This is a genomic window from Variovorax sp. GW822-FHT04A09, from assembly GCF_058801005.1.
Genome location: NZ_JBXAMV010000006.1, coordinates 208995 through 225153, shown reverse-complemented (window position 1 = coordinate 225153; position 16159 = coordinate 208995). Strand labels below are relative to the sequence as shown.

Here is a 16159-nt window from a genome sequence, read left to right as displayed (position 1 = left end):
TCAGGTCACCACGCTCAGGAAGTTCTCGTTGAGCTTGCGGTCGTGATAGAAGATCGCGCGCCCGAGTTCGTCGTCGGTCCACACCAGCGGCGGCTTGTCGGGGTAGAAGATGTAGCCGCCCGAGAACACCTCGTTGCGGTTGCCGCTCGGGTCGAAGAAGTAGATGGTTTCGCCGCGCGTGATGCCGTGGCGCGTGGGGCCGATGTCCAGCGACACGCGCTTCTTGGTGATGATGTCGGCCGCCTTGAGCACCTCGCCCCAGTTGTCGAGCAGGAACGAGGCGTGGTGGAACTTGTTCTTCTCGGGGTGGCGGATGAAGGCGATGTCGTGCGGCTTGGTCGAGCAGGTGAGAAAGGCCGCGATGTACATGCGCTCGGGGCCCGCCACCACGCTCTCGGCCAGCTGGAAGCCCAGCACCTCGGTGAACAGCTTCATGGTGCCGTCGAGGTCGTCCCCGTACAGCAGGCAGTGGTCGAAGCGCGAGGGCGCCATGCCCTTGAGGTCGTCGGGGTAGACCTCGGGGTTCTCGTAGGGCATGCCGTTGCCGACCTTTTCCTTCTCGGCGAAGAGCTCGATGGCGTGGCCGGTGGGCACGGTGAAGCGAAAGCGCTTGCCGGTGCGCAGGTGCTCGCCGGCGTCGATCCACTGCATGTCGGTGGCCAGGCCGCTGGCCTTCAGGTCGGCCGCAAGCTTGTCGAGCGTGGCGGGCGAATCGACGCGAAAGCCCATGAAGTCCATGCCGGCCTCGTCGGCTTCGCGCAGCACGACGCTGTGGTGGTCGTGCTCGTCCCAGGCCTTGAGGTAGATGCGGCCCTGCGCATCGCGCCCGGTTTCGATCAGGCCCAGCACGTCGCGGTAGTGCGTGAGGGCGGCCCCGAGGTCGAGCACGCGCAGTTGCACGTGTCCGGGGCGAATGACGCCAGTGAGTGCCATGGAAGTCTCCTTTGGTGGGTGAGGGAAAGGTTCAGGTGGGGGAACGGGGAACGGCGGGCTGCGACGCGGCCATGCGCCGCTCGATGCAGCGCGCCAGCCTCTCGACGGCGCGCAGGGCCAGGTCGCTCTGCGGGTACGCGCGGCAGGCCAGCACGTAGCCCTGGGCTTCTTCTTCGGCGCTGACGTGGCAGCGGCTCATGCGCTCGCGGCGCACGGCGCCCGACTCGATGCGCACCTTGCACACGCCGCAGCCGCCGCCGCGGCAACCGACCGGGATGCCCTTGCGGCCGAGCTGCTCCATGCCGCCGAGCAGGGTCTGGTCGGCGCGGCACACGTAGTGCTCGTGGGTGTTGCCGATGGCGACGGAAAAGCGCATGACCGGCTCCACGTCACAACGCCTTGAACAGCGGGCTGCGCGGCGCTGCAGAGGCCGCATCGGCAGCGGTGAAGAATTTCTCGGTGTAAATGTCGCGCTCGAACAGCCGCCCCTGCATCAGCGTGGCGATGCAGGCCTCGGTCATCGGCGGCGGCCCGCACAGGTAGGCCTTGTGGCCGCGGAAGTCGTTCGCGAAGTGGGCCTTCAGCGCCTCGTGCGCAAAACCGCGCGCGCCGTGCCAGTCGCTGTCGGCCGGCAGGTCGGACAGCACGGGCACGTAGGTGAAGTTGGGGTGCCGCTCGGCGAGCTGCTCGAAGAGCGCGCGGTAGTACAGCTCTTCGGTGTTGCGTGCGCCCTGCACCAGCGTGATCGGCAGGGTGCAGCCTTCGGCCAGCAGGTCGAGCACCATCGACTTCGGGCTCGACAGGCCCGAGCCGCCGGCCACGAAGATCATCGGCAGCCCCGCCGACTTGCGCACGAAGAAGCGGCCGTTGGGTGCGGTGAAGCGCAGCCGCTGGCCCACCTGCAGTTCGTCGTGCAGCCAGCCGGTGGCGCGGCCGTTGGGCACGCGGCGGATGTGCAGCTCGACGAGGTGGTCGTCGGGTGCGTTGGCGATCGAGAAGGCGCGCGCGCCCTCCACGCCCGGCACATGCAGCATCACGTACTGGCCGGCCTGGAACGGCGCCGGCCGGTCGGTGCGCAGCCACAGGCCGCGGATGGTGGGCGTGAGCATGCGGGCCTGGACCAGCTCGGCGTCGAAGTCTTCCAGCGGCAGGAACTGCGCGTCGGGGTCTTCGTCGATCTCGGCCTCGATGACCAGGTCGGCCTGCGCCATCGCGCAGCACGCGAGGATCTTGCCGTCGTCGCGCTCGAAGTCCATGAGCGCGAAGTTGGACGCGTCGCCGTGCTCGCACTCGCCTTCGAGCACCTGCACCTTGCAGGTGCCGCACACGCCGTGGCCGCAGGCGTGGGGCAGCCACACGCCGGCGCGCAGACAGGCGTCGAGCACGGTCTGTCCGTCGCGCGCCGCCACGGCCTGGCCGAGCGGCTCGATCATGATCTGGAAGCTCATGGCAAGGCCCTCCTTCCTGTGCTCAGCTGAACGAGCCGCCGATGCCCGTGAGCCCGGGCGTTCGAAAACGCAGCGCCGACTTGTGGACCAGGCCGTTGTCGGCCAGCGACTTCGCCGCGTCGGGCGCGAAGGGCTTGCCGGAGTCGAACCATTCGACCTTCGACCAGTCGACCTTCGCGAAGTCGGGGTGGCTGCCGTACACGCCGGGCAGCACGTCGCTGACGAGCGCGCCAAAGGGCATGGCCGCGGGCAGCGGCAGGCACACGGGGGCGCAGAAGAGCAGGTGGTCTTCCCAGCCGATGTAGAGCAGGCGGTTGCCATGGAAGCGGTCTTCGCTGTCCATGACGGTGCCGGTGTAGCCGGGGGCGAGTGCAACAACAGACATGTCGGTCTCCTTGTTTCGGGGTGAGCGCCGCCCGCGCCGTGCGTGGGCCACGGCGGGAGCGCGGGGTCGATGAGGGGTGGTGGGCCGGGGGCTCAGGCCACCTTGGGCTCGGCCGCCGACAGGTCCTGCCCTGTCCAGCGTTCCCAGTTGGCCTTGTCGGGCGAGGTGTTGAACTCGCCGTTGTCCGCGCCGACGTTGATGTGGTAGTAGTCGAGCACGGCCGCCAGCGGGTTGAAGCCTTCCACCGTCGGGTCGGTGCCCTCGGGGAAGCAGTTGCCCTGGTAGATCTGGTGCACCGGCAGCCAGGCCTGCACGTACTTCTCGGGCTCGCCGTCGAACACGTCCTTGCAGCCGTCGGAGCAGAAGTGGTACTTCATGCCGTGGTAGCTGCTCTCGCGGTAGCAGATCTTGGTCGGATCGTCGGGCTCGGTGAAGGCCATCGGGATCTGGCAGGTCTGGCACAGCATGGGCAGCGTGTTGTTGAACCAGCGCTTGCCCTGCTTCTCCTGCTCGGCCAGCCACTCGAAGCGCGGGCGGTACAGGCTGTCGAAGGTCTCGGGGTACTTCTCGGCCAGCCAGGTCATCTCGTCGGGCTTGGGTGCCCAGACGTTGAAGTTGGCGGCGTGGCCGTAGTTGTTGAAGATGGCCCAGGCCTCGTGCGAGATGCGGCTCTTTTCCTTCGACGCGACCTCGTGGTACTTGGGCATGCGGATGCCGTAGCGCGCCAGGTCCTCGAACAGCGCGCCGCCGTTCTTCTCGAAGTACATCTCCCAGGCCTCGGACCAGCTCATGACGCGCTTGGGCAGCATGTAGTCCATCATCATCGCGACCAGCGTGAGCAGGCGGTAGCCGCGCCAGAACCACTTGTCGACCCACTTCTGCACGATGGGCACGTTGTCCGGGTCCTGCTCGAGGATGAACTTCACCACCTCCAGGCCCAGCGTCATGTGGCGCGACTCGTCGCTCTGCGCCGAGAAGCCGAAGGTGACGGTGGCCATGTCGCCGTTGTAGGCGGCGCCGCTCATGAAGGGCATGAACAGCAGGTTGGTCAGCACGTACTCGAAGGAGAACGAGATGGCGGTGATGAACTCGAAGGGCCCCGCGCTCATCGCATCTTCGAAGTAGCTCTTGGGCACCGACAGGTACCACACGCGGTCGTGCATGTGCTGCGGGTCGTGCAGGCCGTGGAAGTACTTGTTGAAGTGGCTGATGGTGTGGAACTGCGTCTGCGCATGGCGCAGCTCGTCGATCGACTGCATCTGGCAGGCCACGCGCGCGCCCACGCCGCGCAGCGAACGCCCGGCCATGGCATAGCCGCGGTGCGCCGCGTATTCCAGCGGCGAGACGCCGGTGAGGAACAGCTTGAGCGTGTTCAGGTAGCGCGGGTCGCTGATGTTGAACTGGCCGTTGTTCTGCTGGAACGCATCGATGATGGCGTAGAGCTTCTTTTCCTTCTCGCCCTGGAACTTCCAGTAGGCGTCCATCGTGAGGCGGAACGGGTCTTCCCATTTATCCCAGTCGTGGATCTTGATGCCCTCGAACTTGTCGAACGGGAACACGTCGTCCATCGACTGGTAGGTGGTCTCCCAGCCGAGGCCGCGCGTCATCATGGCGTAGCGTTCCTTCAGGCCGAGGCGCGGGGTCGTGGGGGTCTTTGCTGCTGCTTGGGTGGTCATGGCGTGGTCCTTGGTCGTGGTCCGGTGGGGGCTGTGCTCAGGCGCCCCAATGGAGGGTGAATTCGTCGTCGGTTTCTTCGATGCTTCCGGACAGCGAGATCAGGCTCAGGTGCAGTTCCTGCAGGTCCCAGCGGCGCCCGACCAGGGCTTCGACGCTCTCGCGGCGGATCACGAGGCGGCCGGGCGCGTCGATCTTCACCATCGCGGGGTACTCGGTGACGGTGGCCCCGGGGTTGTCGGCCACGATGGCCTCGACGATGGCGCGCGCGGCCTCGCCGGTCTGCAGCGCGATGAAGACGGGCGGTCGGGACACTTCGGCGGTGGCGGTGGTCATGGGGTGGTCTCCTTGGTTCGATCGATTCGGGCGTCAGGCGGCGGCGCCCGTGCGCACCAGGCGGGCCACGCGCGCATCGAGCGCGGCGTGCAGCGTCTTGAGCACCTCGGCGCCCTGCGCGCCGAGCGCCAGCGCGGCCAGCGGCGCCAGCGCCTGCACGGCCTGGTCGCGCCAGCTCGCGTACCACTGCGCGAGCAGCTCGGCGTTGGCAGGCGACTCGTCGGCGGCGGTCTTCAGCGTGGCGTCGACCCAGCGCACGTTCTCGTCGAACCACTCGTTCATGAACTCGGTCAGCATCGCCAGCGCGTTGCCGGTGGCGGCGCTGTGCGCGTTCACGTAGTGGCGGTAGACCAACGGGTACAGCAGGCCGTCGAGCACGAGGTTCTGGGCCACGAACACCTCGAACCAGTCTTTCGTGACGAAGAGGTTTTCCATCAGGCGGCGCACGCCCTGCCAGGCCGGGTGCGCGAGCCAGGCCTGCTTGCCGGCGTCCAGCGCGCGGCCCGAGTTGGCGTCGATCTGCAGGCCGACGCGCGAGAGGTACTGCGCGATGCCCAGGCGGTCCATGGCCGCGTAGATGAAGGGCTGCGTGATGGCCGTGCCGTAGCCATAGCCGCAGCAGTAGCTGTGGTTCATGTTGGCGCCCCACTCGTAGTGGCGCAGCGGCACCAGCACCTGCTGCAGCGACTCGCGCACGCCCGCATCGGCCTGGGCCAGCAGCTGGCGCTTCTCCGCGAACTCGAACTGGCGGTCGGCGCCTTCACCCTGGCGCGCGCGGGTCATCGTGTACACGCCGTAGTAGTAGTGGCGCGGGTCCTTGAAGCTGTACCAGTCGGCCATCACGAGCGCCGTGCGGCGCTTGTCGTACAGCGCGTGCTGCGGGTCCCACAGCGGCCGGTAGTGGAAGTTGGCCGTGGGCTGCATGTCCAGCGTGGCCTCCTGGTAGCGCGAGGCCGGCTTGTCGCCGAGCCGCCGCGCCACATGCGAGAAGGTCTGGCGGATCGGCCGGATGTCCGAGGTCTTGATGTCGACTTGCACGGGGTGTCTCCTTGGTTGTCGCGGGAAAAAATACGGGGTCGTCAGTGGTCGATGCCGGGCGCGCCGAAGCGCCACTTCATGCGCTCGAAGTCCAGCCGCGCGCCCTCTTCGGTGCTCAGGTGGCGCACCGCGTGGCGCGCGCAGAACTCGCGGAACTGGTCGAACTGCAGCACCAGCTCCACGGCCAGTTCGGGGTCGCCGATGGCGAACTCGAACTCCACGAAGCGCGTGCCGCGCGTGCCGGTGACGCGCACGAAGCACGGCTGGCCGGTCATCTGTGCGGCGCTGCCGCTGCGGGGGTCGGGCTGCATCGAGGGCATCACTTGTTCAATCCATCAACAGGTGGACGGCACCAGCGCCGCCCGGCCTGATAAGGGCAACGGGCGTGCCAGCGTGGCTAAGTGATTGATTTGCATAGGCCCGCTGCGCCTGCGGGCCCGAAGCACCGGGAAGTCCCGGATGCTGGTTTGATCATTTGCTGCGGTGCAGCTTGATCAAATGGTGAAAAACCGGAAAACGCCGGCCGGCGTCCGCTCAGGACGTGGGCAGGCCTTCTTTCTTCAAGCGATAGGCCAGCTGCGGGCGCGTGATGCCCAGGATGCGCGCGGCCTGCGACAGGTTGCCCTTGGCGCGCTGCATCGCGGTCTGCATGAGGCGCTGCTCCAGCGAGGCGATGTCGATGTTCTGCTCGAGCACGCGCTGGCACAGCGCGTCGAGTTCGCTCGCGTCGGCGCCCGAAGCCGAGGCCCCCGTGGCGACCTTGCCGCTGGCGTCGAGCTGGTTGTCGGGCGGCGCGCCCGGCGGCTGCATCCACAGGTGGCAGGCCTCGATGTCGCCGTGGTCGGGCGCCAGCAGCACGGCGCGCTCGATCACGTTCTCGAGCTCGCGGATGTTGCCGGGCCAGGCGTGCTTGTGCACGTCGAGCGCGGCCTTGTCGGTGAGGCCGCGCAGCTTCTTGCCGTACAGCGCGCTGTACTTCTCGACGAAGCGCGCCACCAGCGCCGGGATGTCGGCGGTGCGCTCGCGCAGCGGCGGAATCTGGATCGGGAAGGTGTTGAGCCGGTAGAACAGGTCGGTGCGGAACTTGCCTGCCTGCATGGCCTGCTGCAGGTTGACGTTGGTGGCGGCCACGATGCGCACGTCGACCTTGGTCGGCTGCTCGGCGCCCAGGCGCTCGACCTCGCCGGTCTGCAGCACGCGCAGCAGCTTGACCTGCGCGGCCAGCGGCAGGTCGCCCACCTCGTCCAGGAACAGGGTGCCGCCGTGCGCGCGCTCGAAGCGCCCGGCGCGCGCATGGTGGGCGCCGGTGTAGGCGCCCTTTTCCACGCCGAACAGCTCGGCCTCGATCAGGTCGGCCGGGATCGCCGCGCAGTTGACGGCAATGAAGGGCTGCTTGCCGCGCGGCCCGTTGTCATGCAGCCAGCGAGCGAACACTTCCTTGCCCACGCCGGTCTCGCCGAGCAGCAGCACGGTGATGGCGCTGTCGACCGCGCTGCGCATGAGCTCGAAGGCGGCGCGAAAACCCGGCGACACACCGACCAGCTTCTGGTCGTACTCGCGGCGCGGCTGCAGGCGGCGCAGGTGCTGCAGGCCGAGGTTGAAGTCGATGAGCTTCTCGGCCACGTGGTGCTGGCGGAAGTACTCCAGGTAGTGCTCGTCGTTCCACGCCTCGGCGGCCTGGCCGACGATGCGGCAGCGGCTGTCGCCCATGCTGGTGCATTCGACTTCCTTGAACACCACGAGCCGCCCCATGAAGGCGGTGGTGTAGCCCGAGGCATAGCCGATCTGCGACCAGCACTGCGGGTCTTCCCCGTAGCCGAAGTCGGCCACGTGGGCTTCGCATTCCCAGGAGTTCTCCCAGAGGAATTCGCCATAGAAATGCTTGGTGGCCACGTCGAGGTCGACCTGCACCTTCTGCACCGAGACGATGCCCTCGATGGAATGCAGGCGCGGCCCGAGCATGAAGGCGTCTTCGGCGCGCATGCCGGCAAGGCGCTCGCGCACGGCCACCTCGCCGTCGCGCAGGCCGGAAGCAAAACCCATGCGCACCAGCAGGCCGCGCGCACGCTCGATGCCCAGCGAGTCGAGCAGTTCGCGGCGCAGTTCGGCGAAGGCCCGGGCATGCATGAGCAGCATGCGCTGCTCGTCCAGCCAGATGTGGCCCGAGCCGGCGCTGAAGCGCAGGAGAGAAAGAAGTTCTCCCACCATGTCCCCTTTACTTGTCTGGAATCCGTTCCTCCTACATTCTCCTGCAAGGACGGACGACAAGGCTGCTCAATCAACAGGCAACGTGGTGCGAAGCCGCGCCAATGCTCGCTCTGCTGGCTCGCCTCCTCAGGCAACCCACAGAGTTATGCACAGAAAGAACGAACAACTGTCATCAAGTTGACTTGGCTGCGACGTAGCCCTTGAACTGCTCGCGCAATTTGGTCTTCAGCAGCTTGCCGGTGGCTGTATGCGGCAGGCTGTCGACGAAAGCCACGTCGTCGGGCAGCCACCACTTGGCCACGCGCTGCGAAAGAAAAGTGAGCAGTTCCTCGCCCGTGACCTCCGCGCCTGCACGCTTCACGACGATCAGCAGGGGCCGCTCCTGCCACTTCGGATGCGCGATGCCGATCACCGCCGCCTCGGCCACGGCCGGGTGCGCGCTGGCGGCGTTCTCCAGGTCGATCGACGAGATCCACTCGCCGCCCGACTTGATGACGTCCTTGGCGCGGTCGACCAGCTGCACATAACCGTCGGCGTCGATGTTGGCCACGTCGCCGGTCGGAAAGAAGCCCTCGGCATCGAGCACGTCGCCGCCTTCGCTGCGGAAGTAACCGCTCGCAATCCACGGACCGCGCACATGCAGGTGACCGAAGGCCACGCCGTCGTGCGGCAGGCGCTGGCCGTTCTCGTCGACGATCTTGAGCTCCACGCCCCACACGCCGCGGCCCTGGCGCATCTTGACCGTCGTCTGCTCTTCTTTCGGGAGCGCGAGGTGCTTGGGCAGCAGGTTGCCGATCACGCCGATGGGGCTGGTCTCGGTCATGCCCCAGCCTTGCACGAAGTCGGCGCCGAAGTCGCGCTCGAAGCGCTCGATCATGGCGCGCGGCGTGGCGGCGCCGCCCACGCCGATGCGCTTGAGGCCGATGGCGCGGGTGTCGATCTCGGGGTGGGCGTCGAAGTACTGGAACAGCATGAGCCACACGGTGGGCACCGCCTGCGAGAAGCTCACCTTCTCGTCGCGCATGAGCTCGTACAGGCTCTGGCCATCCAGGTGCGGGCCGGGCATGACGAGCTTGGCGCCCACCATCGGCGCCGAGTACGGCATGCCCCAGGCGTTGGCGTGGAACATGGGCACGGCCAGCAGCAGCGTCATCTGCGAGCACACGCCGAAGGTGTCGGGCGCGCATTCCATCAGCGAATGCAGCACGGTGGAGCGGTGCGAATACAGCACGCCCTTGGGGTTGCCGGTGGTGCCCGAGGTGTAGCACAGCGACGAGGCGGTGCGCTCGTCGAACTCGGGCCAGGTGTAGTCCTCGCTCTGCGCGCCGATGAGCTCGTCGTAGCACAGCAGGTTGGGCACGTCGATGGCCGGCATGTGCGCGCGGTCGGTCATGGCGACGAAGGCGCGCACGCTCTTCAGTTTGGGGGCGAGCTTCTCGACCAGCGGCGCGAAGCTGGTGTCGAAGAACAGCACCTTGTCTTCGGCGTGGTTGACGATGTAGTCGATCTGCTCTGGAAAGAGCCGCGGGTTCACCGTGTGCAGCACCGCGCCCGAGCCCGACACGCCGTAGTACAGCGCCAGGTGCCGGTAGGTGTTCCACGCCAGCGTGCCCACGCGGTCGCCGGGCGCCACGCCCAGCGCCTTCATCGCATTGGCCACCTGCTTGGAGCGCCGCTGCACCTCGCGGTAGTTGGTGCGGTGCACCGGGCCTTCGACGGTGCGCCCGACGATCTCGACGTGGGGGTGGAAGGTGGCCGCGTGGTCGATCAGCGACGAGATCAGCAGCGGGCGGTCCTGCATCAGTCCGAACATGGTGTGTGTCTCCTGTGGTTCTTTTGAGCGTGCGTCTGCGAAGGCTACTTCACGGCGATCGAATCACCCATGGGCTCGAACTCCTTGCCGTTGAACTGCACCAGCTGCAGCGTGTTGAACGGGAAGTAGTCGGTGGCCGAGGTGTTCAGCGCAATGCCCGGCAGCAGCATGCCGGTGCGCATGTTCTTGAGCGTGGTGGCCTGCTTGAGCACGTTCTCGCGCGTGAGGTTGTCGCCCGAGGCCTTGAGCACCGTCTCCATCGCCTGCGCCACGCCGTAGCCGTACACGCCGGCGGCGTTGTTCACGTCTTCATTGGGGGCGTACTTCTTCATGAAGGCCAGGAACTCCTGCGTGGCCGGGTCGTTGGCCCAGCGCGGCTGCGCGGCGTCCTTGAAGAAGGCCATGGCCATGATGCCCTTCGACTTCTCCAGGCCCGCGGGCTCCAGCGTCATCTTCACGTAGGCCGACACGTAGGTGAGGTACTGCTGCTTGGGCTTCCAGCCGATGTCCCACGCTTTGCGGATGGCCTGCGCGGCAAAGCGTGCCGTAGCGAAGTTGACGAACACGTCGGCGCCCGACGACTGCAGCTTGATGATCTGCGAATCGACCGTCGGGTCGGCCACCTCGAACGAGGCCTCAGCCACCACCATCGAGGCCTTGTCGCCCAGGCCCTTCTTCAGGCCCTTGAGCAGGTCCTTGCCGAAGTCGTCGTTCTGGTAGAGCACGGCGATCTTCGCGTTGGGCATCGTCTTGAGGATGTTCTTCGCGTAGAGGCTGCCCTCGCCTTCGTAGCTGGGCATGTAGGGCGTGGTCCAGGGGTAGGCCTTGGGATCGTTGAAGCGGTCGGCGCCCACGCCCAGGAACAGGTGCGGCACCTTCTTGGCGTTCATGTAGCGCTGGATCGCGGCATTCGAGGCCGAACCCAGGTTGCCGTACACGGCGAGCACTTCGTCCTGCTCGACCAGCTTGCGCACCACCTCGGTGGTGCGCGGTGGCGTGTACTGGTCGTCATAGCTGATGAGCGTCACCTTGCGGCCGTTGATGCCGCCCTTGTCGTTCACCATCTTGAAGTAGGCCTCGTTGACCTTGCCGACGATGCCGTACGACGACACCGGGCCGCTGTAGGGCATGGCCATGCCGAGCTTGATCTCGGTGTCGGAGGCGCCGGTGTCGTACTTCTTCTGCGCAAGGGCCGCGCCGGCGGTGAACAGGAGGGCCGCGCCGCCCAGGGCGGCGGCCAGTCGAACGATGGAGGTCATGGAAGCTTCAGTGGAAACAAAAAGGGGAAATGAACAGCGGGCCAGCTGTGCGGCCCGCGTGACGTCGATCAATCGCCGAGCACCTTGCCGAACGGCTCATAGCGCGTGCCGTTGAAGCGCACCAGCTGCATGCGCTCGATCGGATAAAAGTCCGTCGGCGAGGTCTTCACCTCGATGCCCGGGTAGAGCATCGGCGGGCTGTACTGCAGGTTGGCCGCCACCTTCATGATGTTGGCGCGCGTGAGGTCGTCGCCCGCCTTGCGCAGCACCTGCTCCAGCGTCTGCGCCGACGAGTAGCCCAGCACGTTGAGCGAGTCGCTCAGGTCGCCCGAGGGGTAGTACTTGCTGAACCAGGTCTTGTAGTCCTCGTACTCCTTGGCGCCCTTCCACATGTCGTCGGCCGGGTCGCGCAGGTAGGTGGCCGAGATCACGCCCACCGCGTTCTCGGGGCCGGCCGGCTTGATCACCGCCGACACCGACACCGACACGCTCGACAGGTACTGCGTGGGCTTCCAGCCGATGTCGGCCGCCTTGCGGATCGCCTGCGCCGCGAACTTGGGCGTGGTGATGCTGAAGAAGGTGTCGGCGCCCGAAGCCTTCAGGTTGACCATCTGGCTGTCGATGGTCGGGTCGGTCACCTCGTAGGTCGACTGCACCACGATCATCGTCTTGGCCTTGTCGCCCAGTGCCTCGAGAAAGCCCTTCAAAAAGTCCTTGCCGAAGTCGTCGTTCTGCATGAGCACGGCGATCTTCGCGTTGGGCTTCGTGGAGAGGATGTGCTGCGCGTAGATCTTGCCTTCGGTCTGGTACGTGGGCTGCCAGCCCATGGTCCAGGGGAAGGCCTTCGGGTCGCCGAAGCGCGTGGCGCCCGTGGCCACGAACAGCTGCGGCACCTTCTTGGCGTTCATGTAGCGCTGGATCGCCAGGTTGTGCGCCGTGCCCAGCGGGCCGAAGAGCACCAGCACCTCGTCCTGCTCCACCAGCTTGCGCGCCTGCTCCACCGTCTTCGAAGGGTTGTAGGCATCGTCCAGCGAGATGAACGTGACCTTGCGGCCGTTGATGCCGCCTTCGGCATTGAGCTTGGCGAAGTAGCCTGCCGCCGCCTTGCCGATGGTGCCGTAGGCCGACACCGGGCCCGAGTACGGGACGATGTGGCCGATCTTGATCTCGGTGTCGCTCGCGCCCGGGTCGTAGCGCTTCTGGGCCTGCGCCGTGAAGGCGACAGTCAAACCGAGCGTGGCGGCCAGGCCGGCGCCCAGCAGGCGGCGGCGCGTGCCGGGGCGGGCGGAAATGAGGGAACGTGTCATGGTGTTGTCTCCGTCGTTCTCGTGAAAAAGAAGCTGCCGGCCGCGGGCCTCTTGCCGGCCTCGTGTCGGTCTCTTTCGGACCTCGTGCGGCGTTCGGGCTGGATGGTAGGCAGCGCCTCCTGCGCGTCACATCGTCGGAACGGACGATTGAGAGCGGCCGAGGGTTGCCCCTAGCATGAGCCTCGACACGGAGACACACCCACCGCCGCGCAACGCGGCGCGCACCGAAGGCAAGCACCGCATGGACCTCACGCTCAATCCCCGCTACGAAGCCTTTCGCGACGAGCTGCGCGCGTTCCTGGCCACGCACGGCCACCGCTCGGCCTTCGCGCGCACCGCCGAGCGCCCCGACGCCGACGCCCTCGCGTGGCAGCGCCTGCTGCTGGACCACGGCTACGCGGGCCGCACCGTGCCGCGTGAGTACGGGGGCCACGGCGCGGTAGCCGACGTGATGGCGTCGCACCTCATCACCGAGGAGTTCGCGCGCGCCGGCGTGGCGCCGCCGCTGGGCAACCAGGGCATCTCGATGCTGGTGCCCACCCTGCTCGAGCTGGGCACCGAGGCGCAGCGGCGCGAATGGATCGGCCCCACCTTGCGCGGCGAGGTGGTCTGGTGCCAGGGCTACTCCGAGCCCGGCGCGGGCTCCGACCTGGCCTCTCTGCAGACGCGCGCCACCGAAGACGGCGGCGACTTCGTCATCAACGGCCAGAAGATCTGGACCTCGACCGCGCACGTGGCTGACATGATCTTCTGCCTCGTGCGCACCGAGCCCGGCGCCGCGAAGCATGCAGGCATCAGCTACCTGCTGTTCTCCATGAAGACGCCCGGCATCGAGGTGCGCCCGCTGAAGACCATGACGGGCCATGCCGAGTTCAACGAGGTCTTCTTCACCGACGTGCGCGTGCCGCAGCACCAGATCGTGGGCCAGCGCGGCGACGGCTGGAAGGTGGCCAACGCCACGCTCAAGCACGAGCGCGGCTCGCTCGGCAACCCCAACCTCACGACCCAGCGCTACCAGGAACTCGCGACGCTGATGCAGGCCGAGACGGTGGACGGCACGCGCCTCATCGACCAGCCCGTGCTGCGCGACCGCCTGATGCGACTGCAGGGCCAGGTGCTGGCGCAGAAGTGCCACGGCCTGCGGCTGCTCACGGCCGCGGCCAAGGGCGAAGACCCCGGCCTGGCCGCGCTGGTCGTGAAGCTGCAGGGCTGCGAGCTGCGCCACCAGCTGGCCGCGCTCGCCATCGACGCGCTGGGCGAACTGGGCCTCTTGATGCCCGGCAGCGCGCACCTGCGCGCGCAGGCGCTCTGGCAGGAGCGCTACATGTTCGACCTGGGTTTGATCATCGGCGGCGGCACCGCGCAGATCCAGAAAAACATCATCGCGGAACGCGGGCTCGACATGCCGCGCGAACCGCGCCTCGCCTGATCGGTTGAAAGAAAGCACCTCATGGAATTCGCCCTCTCCGCCGACCAGAAGCTGCTGCAGGACAGCCTGCGCCGCGCGCTCGAACGCGCCTGCCCGCTCGACCGCGTGCGCCGCGTCGCGGCCGACGACCTGCCGCTGGACCGCGAGGTCTGGCGCACGCTGTGCGAGGTCGGCGTGCCGGCCCTGCTCGTGCCCGAGGCCTTCGGCGGGCTTGGCCTGTCGCTGCTCGACGCCGCGCTGGCCGCCGAGGAACTGGGCCGCCATGTCGCGCCCACGCCTTTTCTGGGCACCGCCGTGCTCGCACCGCTGGCGCTGCGCGAAGCCGGCAGCGCGGCGCAGCAGGATGAGTGGCTGCCACGACTGGCCGCAGGCGAATGCATCGCCGGCGTGGCCATCGCCGAAGCCGTGGCCGGCGCACGCGACGGCGCCGGCGTGACGGCCAGCACCAATGGCACGCTCGACGGCAGCGCACTCTTCGTGCTCGACGCGGGCGCGGCCGATGTGTTCATCGTGGCCGACCGCGCGGGCGGCCTGCACCTCGTGCGCGCCGATGCGCAAGGCCTCACGCGCGGCGCGCTGCGCAGCATCGACGCCACGCGCCCGCTCGGCGAGCTGCACTTCGCGCAGGTGAAGGCCGAGCGACTGCCCCACGCCAGCCCCGCCACGCTCGCACGCCTGCGCAGCGCGGGCTGGGCCCTGCTCGCCGCCGACACGCTTGGCGCGGGCGAAGCCATGATCGGCCAGGCCGTGGCCTACGCCAAGGAGCGCCGCCAGTTCGGCCGCGTGATCGGCTCCTTCCAGGCCGTGAAGCACCTGTGCGCCGAGATGGCCGCCGCGCTGGAACCCGGCCGCGCGCTCGTCTGGTACGCGGCGCATGCCTTCGACGCATTGCCCGAAGAAGCGGCGCTGCTCGCCGCCCATGCCAAGTCGCACCTGAGCGAGACTGGCACCTTCGTCGCCCGCACCGCCACCGAGGTGCACGGCGGCATGGGCATCACCGACCTGCTGGGCCTGCACTACTGGTTCAAGCGCATCGGCTTCAACCGCCAGCTGCTCGGCGGGCCCGAGCGCGTGCGCCACCTGGCCGCCGAAATGCAGGGCCTCGTCGCCGCATGACCTCCCAACCCATGACCACCACATCACCCGCCCCCCGCATGCTCGAAGGCCTGCGCATCGTCGACCTCACCACGGTGATCTTCGGCCCCTACTGCACGCAGATCCTCGCGGACCTCGGCGCCGAGGTGGTCAAGGTCGAGCCGCCCGAGGGCGACAGCATCCGCATCATCGGCACGCCGCCCGTCACGCCGCTGATGAGCCCCGTGCACCTGCGGCTGAACCGCGGCAAGCGCTCGGTCGACTGGGACCTGAAGCGCGAGGACGGCCGCGCCGCGATGCGCCGCCTCATCGAGACCAGCGACATCTTCATCCACAACGTGCGCAGCGACGCCATCGCGCGCGCGGGCCTCTCGTACGACGACGTGCGCGCCATCCGCCCCGACATCGTCTACGTGCACTGCACCGGCTTCGACCAGCGCGGGCCGTACGCCGCGCTGCAGGCCTACGACGACATCATCCAGGCCGCCTCGGGCATCGCCTCGCTGCCGCCCAAGGTCGACGGCAACCCGCAGCCGCGCTACGTGCCGATGACCATGGCCGACAAGGTCTCGGGCCTGCACGCGGCGTACGCCGTGCTCGCCGCCGTGGTGCACCGGCTGCGCACCGGCGAGGGCCAGCAGGTGGAGGTGCCGATGTTCGAGTCGCTCGCCAGCTTCAACCTCGTGGAGCACCTGTGCGACAAGACCTTCGTGCCGCCCACCGGCCCCGCGCTGTACCCGCGCCAGATCGACCCCATGCGCCAGCCCATGCGCACGCGCGACGGCTACATCGCCATTGCGCCCTACCTGGACGACCGCTGGCTGCGCTTCTTCGAGGCCGCCGGCCACCCCGAGGTGCTCGAGGCGCCCGAGCTGGCCGACAAGGCGCTGCGCCGCAAGCACATGAGCCGCATGTACGAGGCCGCCGCCGCCATCCTGCCCGAGCGCACCACGGCCGAATGGCTCGACATCCTGAAGAAGGCCAACGTGCCCGCGATGCGCGTGAACGACATCGCCGACCTGCCCGACGACCCGCAGCTGCAGGCCGCCGGCCTTTTCCGACAGCGCACGCACCCGACCGAAGGCGAGTATCTTGAAGTGCGCCCGCCGGTGCGCTTCTCGGGCTATGCCTACGCCGACCTGTCGCACGCCGCGACACCCGGCCAGCACAGCGCCGAAGTGGCACGCGAGCTGGGCGTGACCCTCATGAACGAACGAAAGAACGCCGCATGACC

Annotated in this window: 15 protein-coding genes; 3 read left to right on the top strand and 12 right to left on the bottom strand. The window is 67.9% G+C overall.

All coding sequences use genetic code 11. From position 1 onward, the window contains the following. From AC1RLW_RS26685 to AC1RLW_RS26630, 12 genes are all read right to left on the bottom strand, one after another. Complete coding sequence (locus tag AC1RLW_RS26685) at window positions 1–933, bottom strand: catechol 2,3-dioxygenase (protein WP_390348552.1); 933 nt, start codon at window positions 931–933, stop codon at window positions 1–3. A gap of 31 nt (window positions 934–964) precedes the next feature. Beyond that, a complete protein-coding gene (locus AC1RLW_RS26680) occupies window positions 965–1309 on the bottom strand; it encodes a 2Fe-2S iron-sulfur cluster binding domain-containing protein (RefSeq protein ID WP_493195706.1) in 345 nt (114 codons plus the stop codon). Window positions 1310–1322: 13 nt separating this feature from the next. Beyond that, window positions 1323–2381: an NADH:ubiquinone reductase (Na(+)-transporting) subunit F gene (locus AC1RLW_RS26675; RefSeq protein ID WP_493195705.1), complete on the bottom strand. Its 1059-nt coding sequence runs from the start codon at window positions 2379–2381 to the stop codon at window positions 1323–1325. A gap of 22 nt (window positions 2382–2403) precedes the next feature. After that, window positions 2404–2766, bottom strand: coding sequence for a phenol hydroxylase subunit P4 (locus tag AC1RLW_RS26670; protein WP_070062786.1), 363 nt, complete (start codon window positions 2764–2766; stop codon window positions 2404–2406). 92 nt (window positions 2767–2858) lie between these two features. Continuing rightward, entirely contained in the window at window positions 2859–4442 is a 1584-nt protein-coding gene (locus AC1RLW_RS26665; RefSeq protein WP_493195704.1) for an aromatic/alkene/methane monooxygenase hydroxylase/oxygenase subunit alpha, read from the bottom strand. A gap of 37 nt (window positions 4443–4479) precedes the next feature. Further along, the gene (locus AC1RLW_RS26660; protein ID WP_174250302.1) at window positions 4480–4776 is read right to left on the bottom strand and encodes an MmoB/DmpM family protein; all 297 of its coding nucleotides are present in this window, start codon (window positions 4774–4776) and stop codon (window positions 4480–4482) included. Window positions 4777–4809: 33 nt separating this feature from the next. Continuing rightward, a complete protein-coding gene (locus AC1RLW_RS26655) occupies window positions 4810–5814 on the bottom strand; it encodes an aromatic/alkene monooxygenase hydroxylase subunit beta (protein ID WP_493195703.1) in 1005 nt (334 codons plus the stop codon). A gap of 41 nt (window positions 5815–5855) precedes the next feature. Next, on the bottom strand, window positions 5856–6125 hold the full coding sequence (locus tag AC1RLW_RS26650; protein WP_174250303.1) for a phenol hydroxylase subunit: 270 nt from the start codon (window positions 6123–6125) through the stop codon (window positions 5856–5858). 223 nt (window positions 6126–6348) lie between these two features. Beyond that, window positions 6349–8022 carry a sigma 54-interacting transcriptional regulator gene (locus tag AC1RLW_RS26645; protein WP_492698655.1) on the bottom strand — a complete coding sequence of 558 codons (1674 nt, stop codon included), beginning with the start codon at window positions 8020–8022 and terminating at the stop codon, window positions 6349–6351. A gap of 172 nt (window positions 8023–8194) precedes the next feature. Next, the gene (locus AC1RLW_RS26640) at window positions 8195–9835 is read right to left on the bottom strand and encodes a 3-(methylthio)propionyl-CoA ligase (protein WP_070062790.1); all 1641 of its coding nucleotides are present in this window, start codon (window positions 9833–9835) and stop codon (window positions 8195–8197) included. 44 nt (window positions 9836–9879) lie between these two features. Beyond that, window positions 9880–11094: an ABC transporter substrate-binding protein gene (locus AC1RLW_RS26635; protein WP_062475166.1), complete on the bottom strand. Its 1215-nt coding sequence runs from the start codon at window positions 11092–11094 to the stop codon at window positions 9880–9882. A 68-nt stretch (window positions 11095–11162) separates the two neighbouring features. Beyond that, window positions 11163–12401, bottom strand: a complete 1239-nt coding sequence (locus tag AC1RLW_RS26630; RefSeq protein WP_493195702.1) for an ABC transporter substrate-binding protein — start codon at window positions 12399–12401, stop codon at window positions 11163–11165. Between the two features lie 175 nt (window positions 12402–12576). On the opposite strand from AC1RLW_RS26630, the gene AC1RLW_RS26625 reads away from it, so the two are divergent. The 3 genes from AC1RLW_RS26625 to AC1RLW_RS26615 are packed head-to-tail and all read left to right on the top strand — an operon-like array spanning window position 12577 to window position 16157. Next, window positions 12577–13830: an acyl-CoA dehydrogenase family protein gene (locus AC1RLW_RS26625; protein WP_493195701.1), complete on the top strand. Its 1254-nt coding sequence runs from the start codon at window positions 12577–12579 to the stop codon at window positions 13828–13830. Between the two features lie 21 nt (window positions 13831–13851). After that, on the top strand, window positions 13852–14946 hold the full coding sequence (locus tag AC1RLW_RS26620) for an acyl-CoA dehydrogenase family protein (RefSeq protein WP_447747171.1): 1095 nt from the start codon (window positions 13852–13854) through the stop codon (window positions 14944–14946). 11 nt (window positions 14947–14957) lie between these two features. Continuing rightward, window positions 14958–16157, top strand: a complete 1200-nt coding sequence (locus AC1RLW_RS26615; protein ID WP_493195700.1) for a CaiB/BaiF CoA transferase family protein — start codon at window positions 14958–14960, stop codon at window positions 16155–16157. Window positions 16158–16159: the final 2 nt, after the last annotated feature.

Excerpts from the sequence above, each read along its gene's own strand:
- AC1RLW_RS26685 (WP_390348552.1), bottom strand. The coding sequence starts at position 933 with ATGGCACTCACTGGCGTCATTCGCCCCGGACACGTGCAACTGCGCGTG.
- AC1RLW_RS26680 (WP_493195706.1), bottom strand. The coding sequence starts at position 1,309 with ATGCGCTTTTCCGTCGCCATCGGCAACACCCACGAGCACTACGTGTGC.
- AC1RLW_RS26675 (WP_493195705.1), bottom strand. The coding sequence starts at position 2,381 with ATGAGCTTCCAGATCATGATCGAGCCGCTCGGCCAGGCCGTGGCGGCG.
- AC1RLW_RS26670 (WP_070062786.1), bottom strand. The coding sequence starts at position 2,766 with ATGTCTGTTGTTGCACTCGCCCCCGGCTACACCGGCACCGTCATGGAC.
- AC1RLW_RS26665 (WP_493195704.1), bottom strand. The coding sequence starts at position 4,442 with ATGACCACCCAAGCAGCAGCAAAGACCCCCACGACCCCGCGCCTCGGC.
- AC1RLW_RS26660 (WP_174250302.1), bottom strand. The coding sequence starts at position 4,776 with ATGACCACCGCCACCGCCGAAGTGTCCCGACCGCCCGTCTTCATCGCG.
- AC1RLW_RS26650 (WP_174250303.1), bottom strand. The coding sequence starts at position 6,125 with ATGCAGCCCGACCCCCGCAGCGGCAGCGCCGCACAGATGACCGGCCAG.
- AC1RLW_RS26645 (WP_492698655.1), bottom strand. The coding sequence starts at position 8,022 with ATGGTGGGAGAACTTCTTTCTCTCCTGCGCTTCAGCGCCGGCTCGGGC.
- AC1RLW_RS26640 (WP_070062790.1), bottom strand. The coding sequence starts at position 9,835 with ATGTTCGGACTGATGCAGGACCGCCCGCTGCTGATCTCGTCGCTGATC.
- AC1RLW_RS26635 (WP_062475166.1), bottom strand. The coding sequence starts at position 11,094 with ATGACCTCCATCGTTCGACTGGCCGCCGCCCTGGGCGGCGCGGCCCTC.
- AC1RLW_RS26630 (WP_493195702.1), bottom strand. The coding sequence starts at position 12,401 with ATGACACGTTCCCTCATTTCCGCCCGCCCCGGCACGCGCCGCCGCCTG.
- AC1RLW_RS26625 (WP_493195701.1), top strand. The coding sequence starts at position 12,577 with ATGAGCCTCGACACGGAGACACACCCACCGCCGCGCAACGCGGCGCGC.
- AC1RLW_RS26620 (WP_447747171.1), top strand. The coding sequence starts at position 13,852 with ATGGAATTCGCCCTCTCCGCCGACCAGAAGCTGCTGCAGGACAGCCTG.
- AC1RLW_RS26615 (WP_493195700.1), top strand. The coding sequence starts at position 14,958 with ATGACCACCACATCACCCGCCCCCCGCATGCTCGAAGGCCTGCGCATC.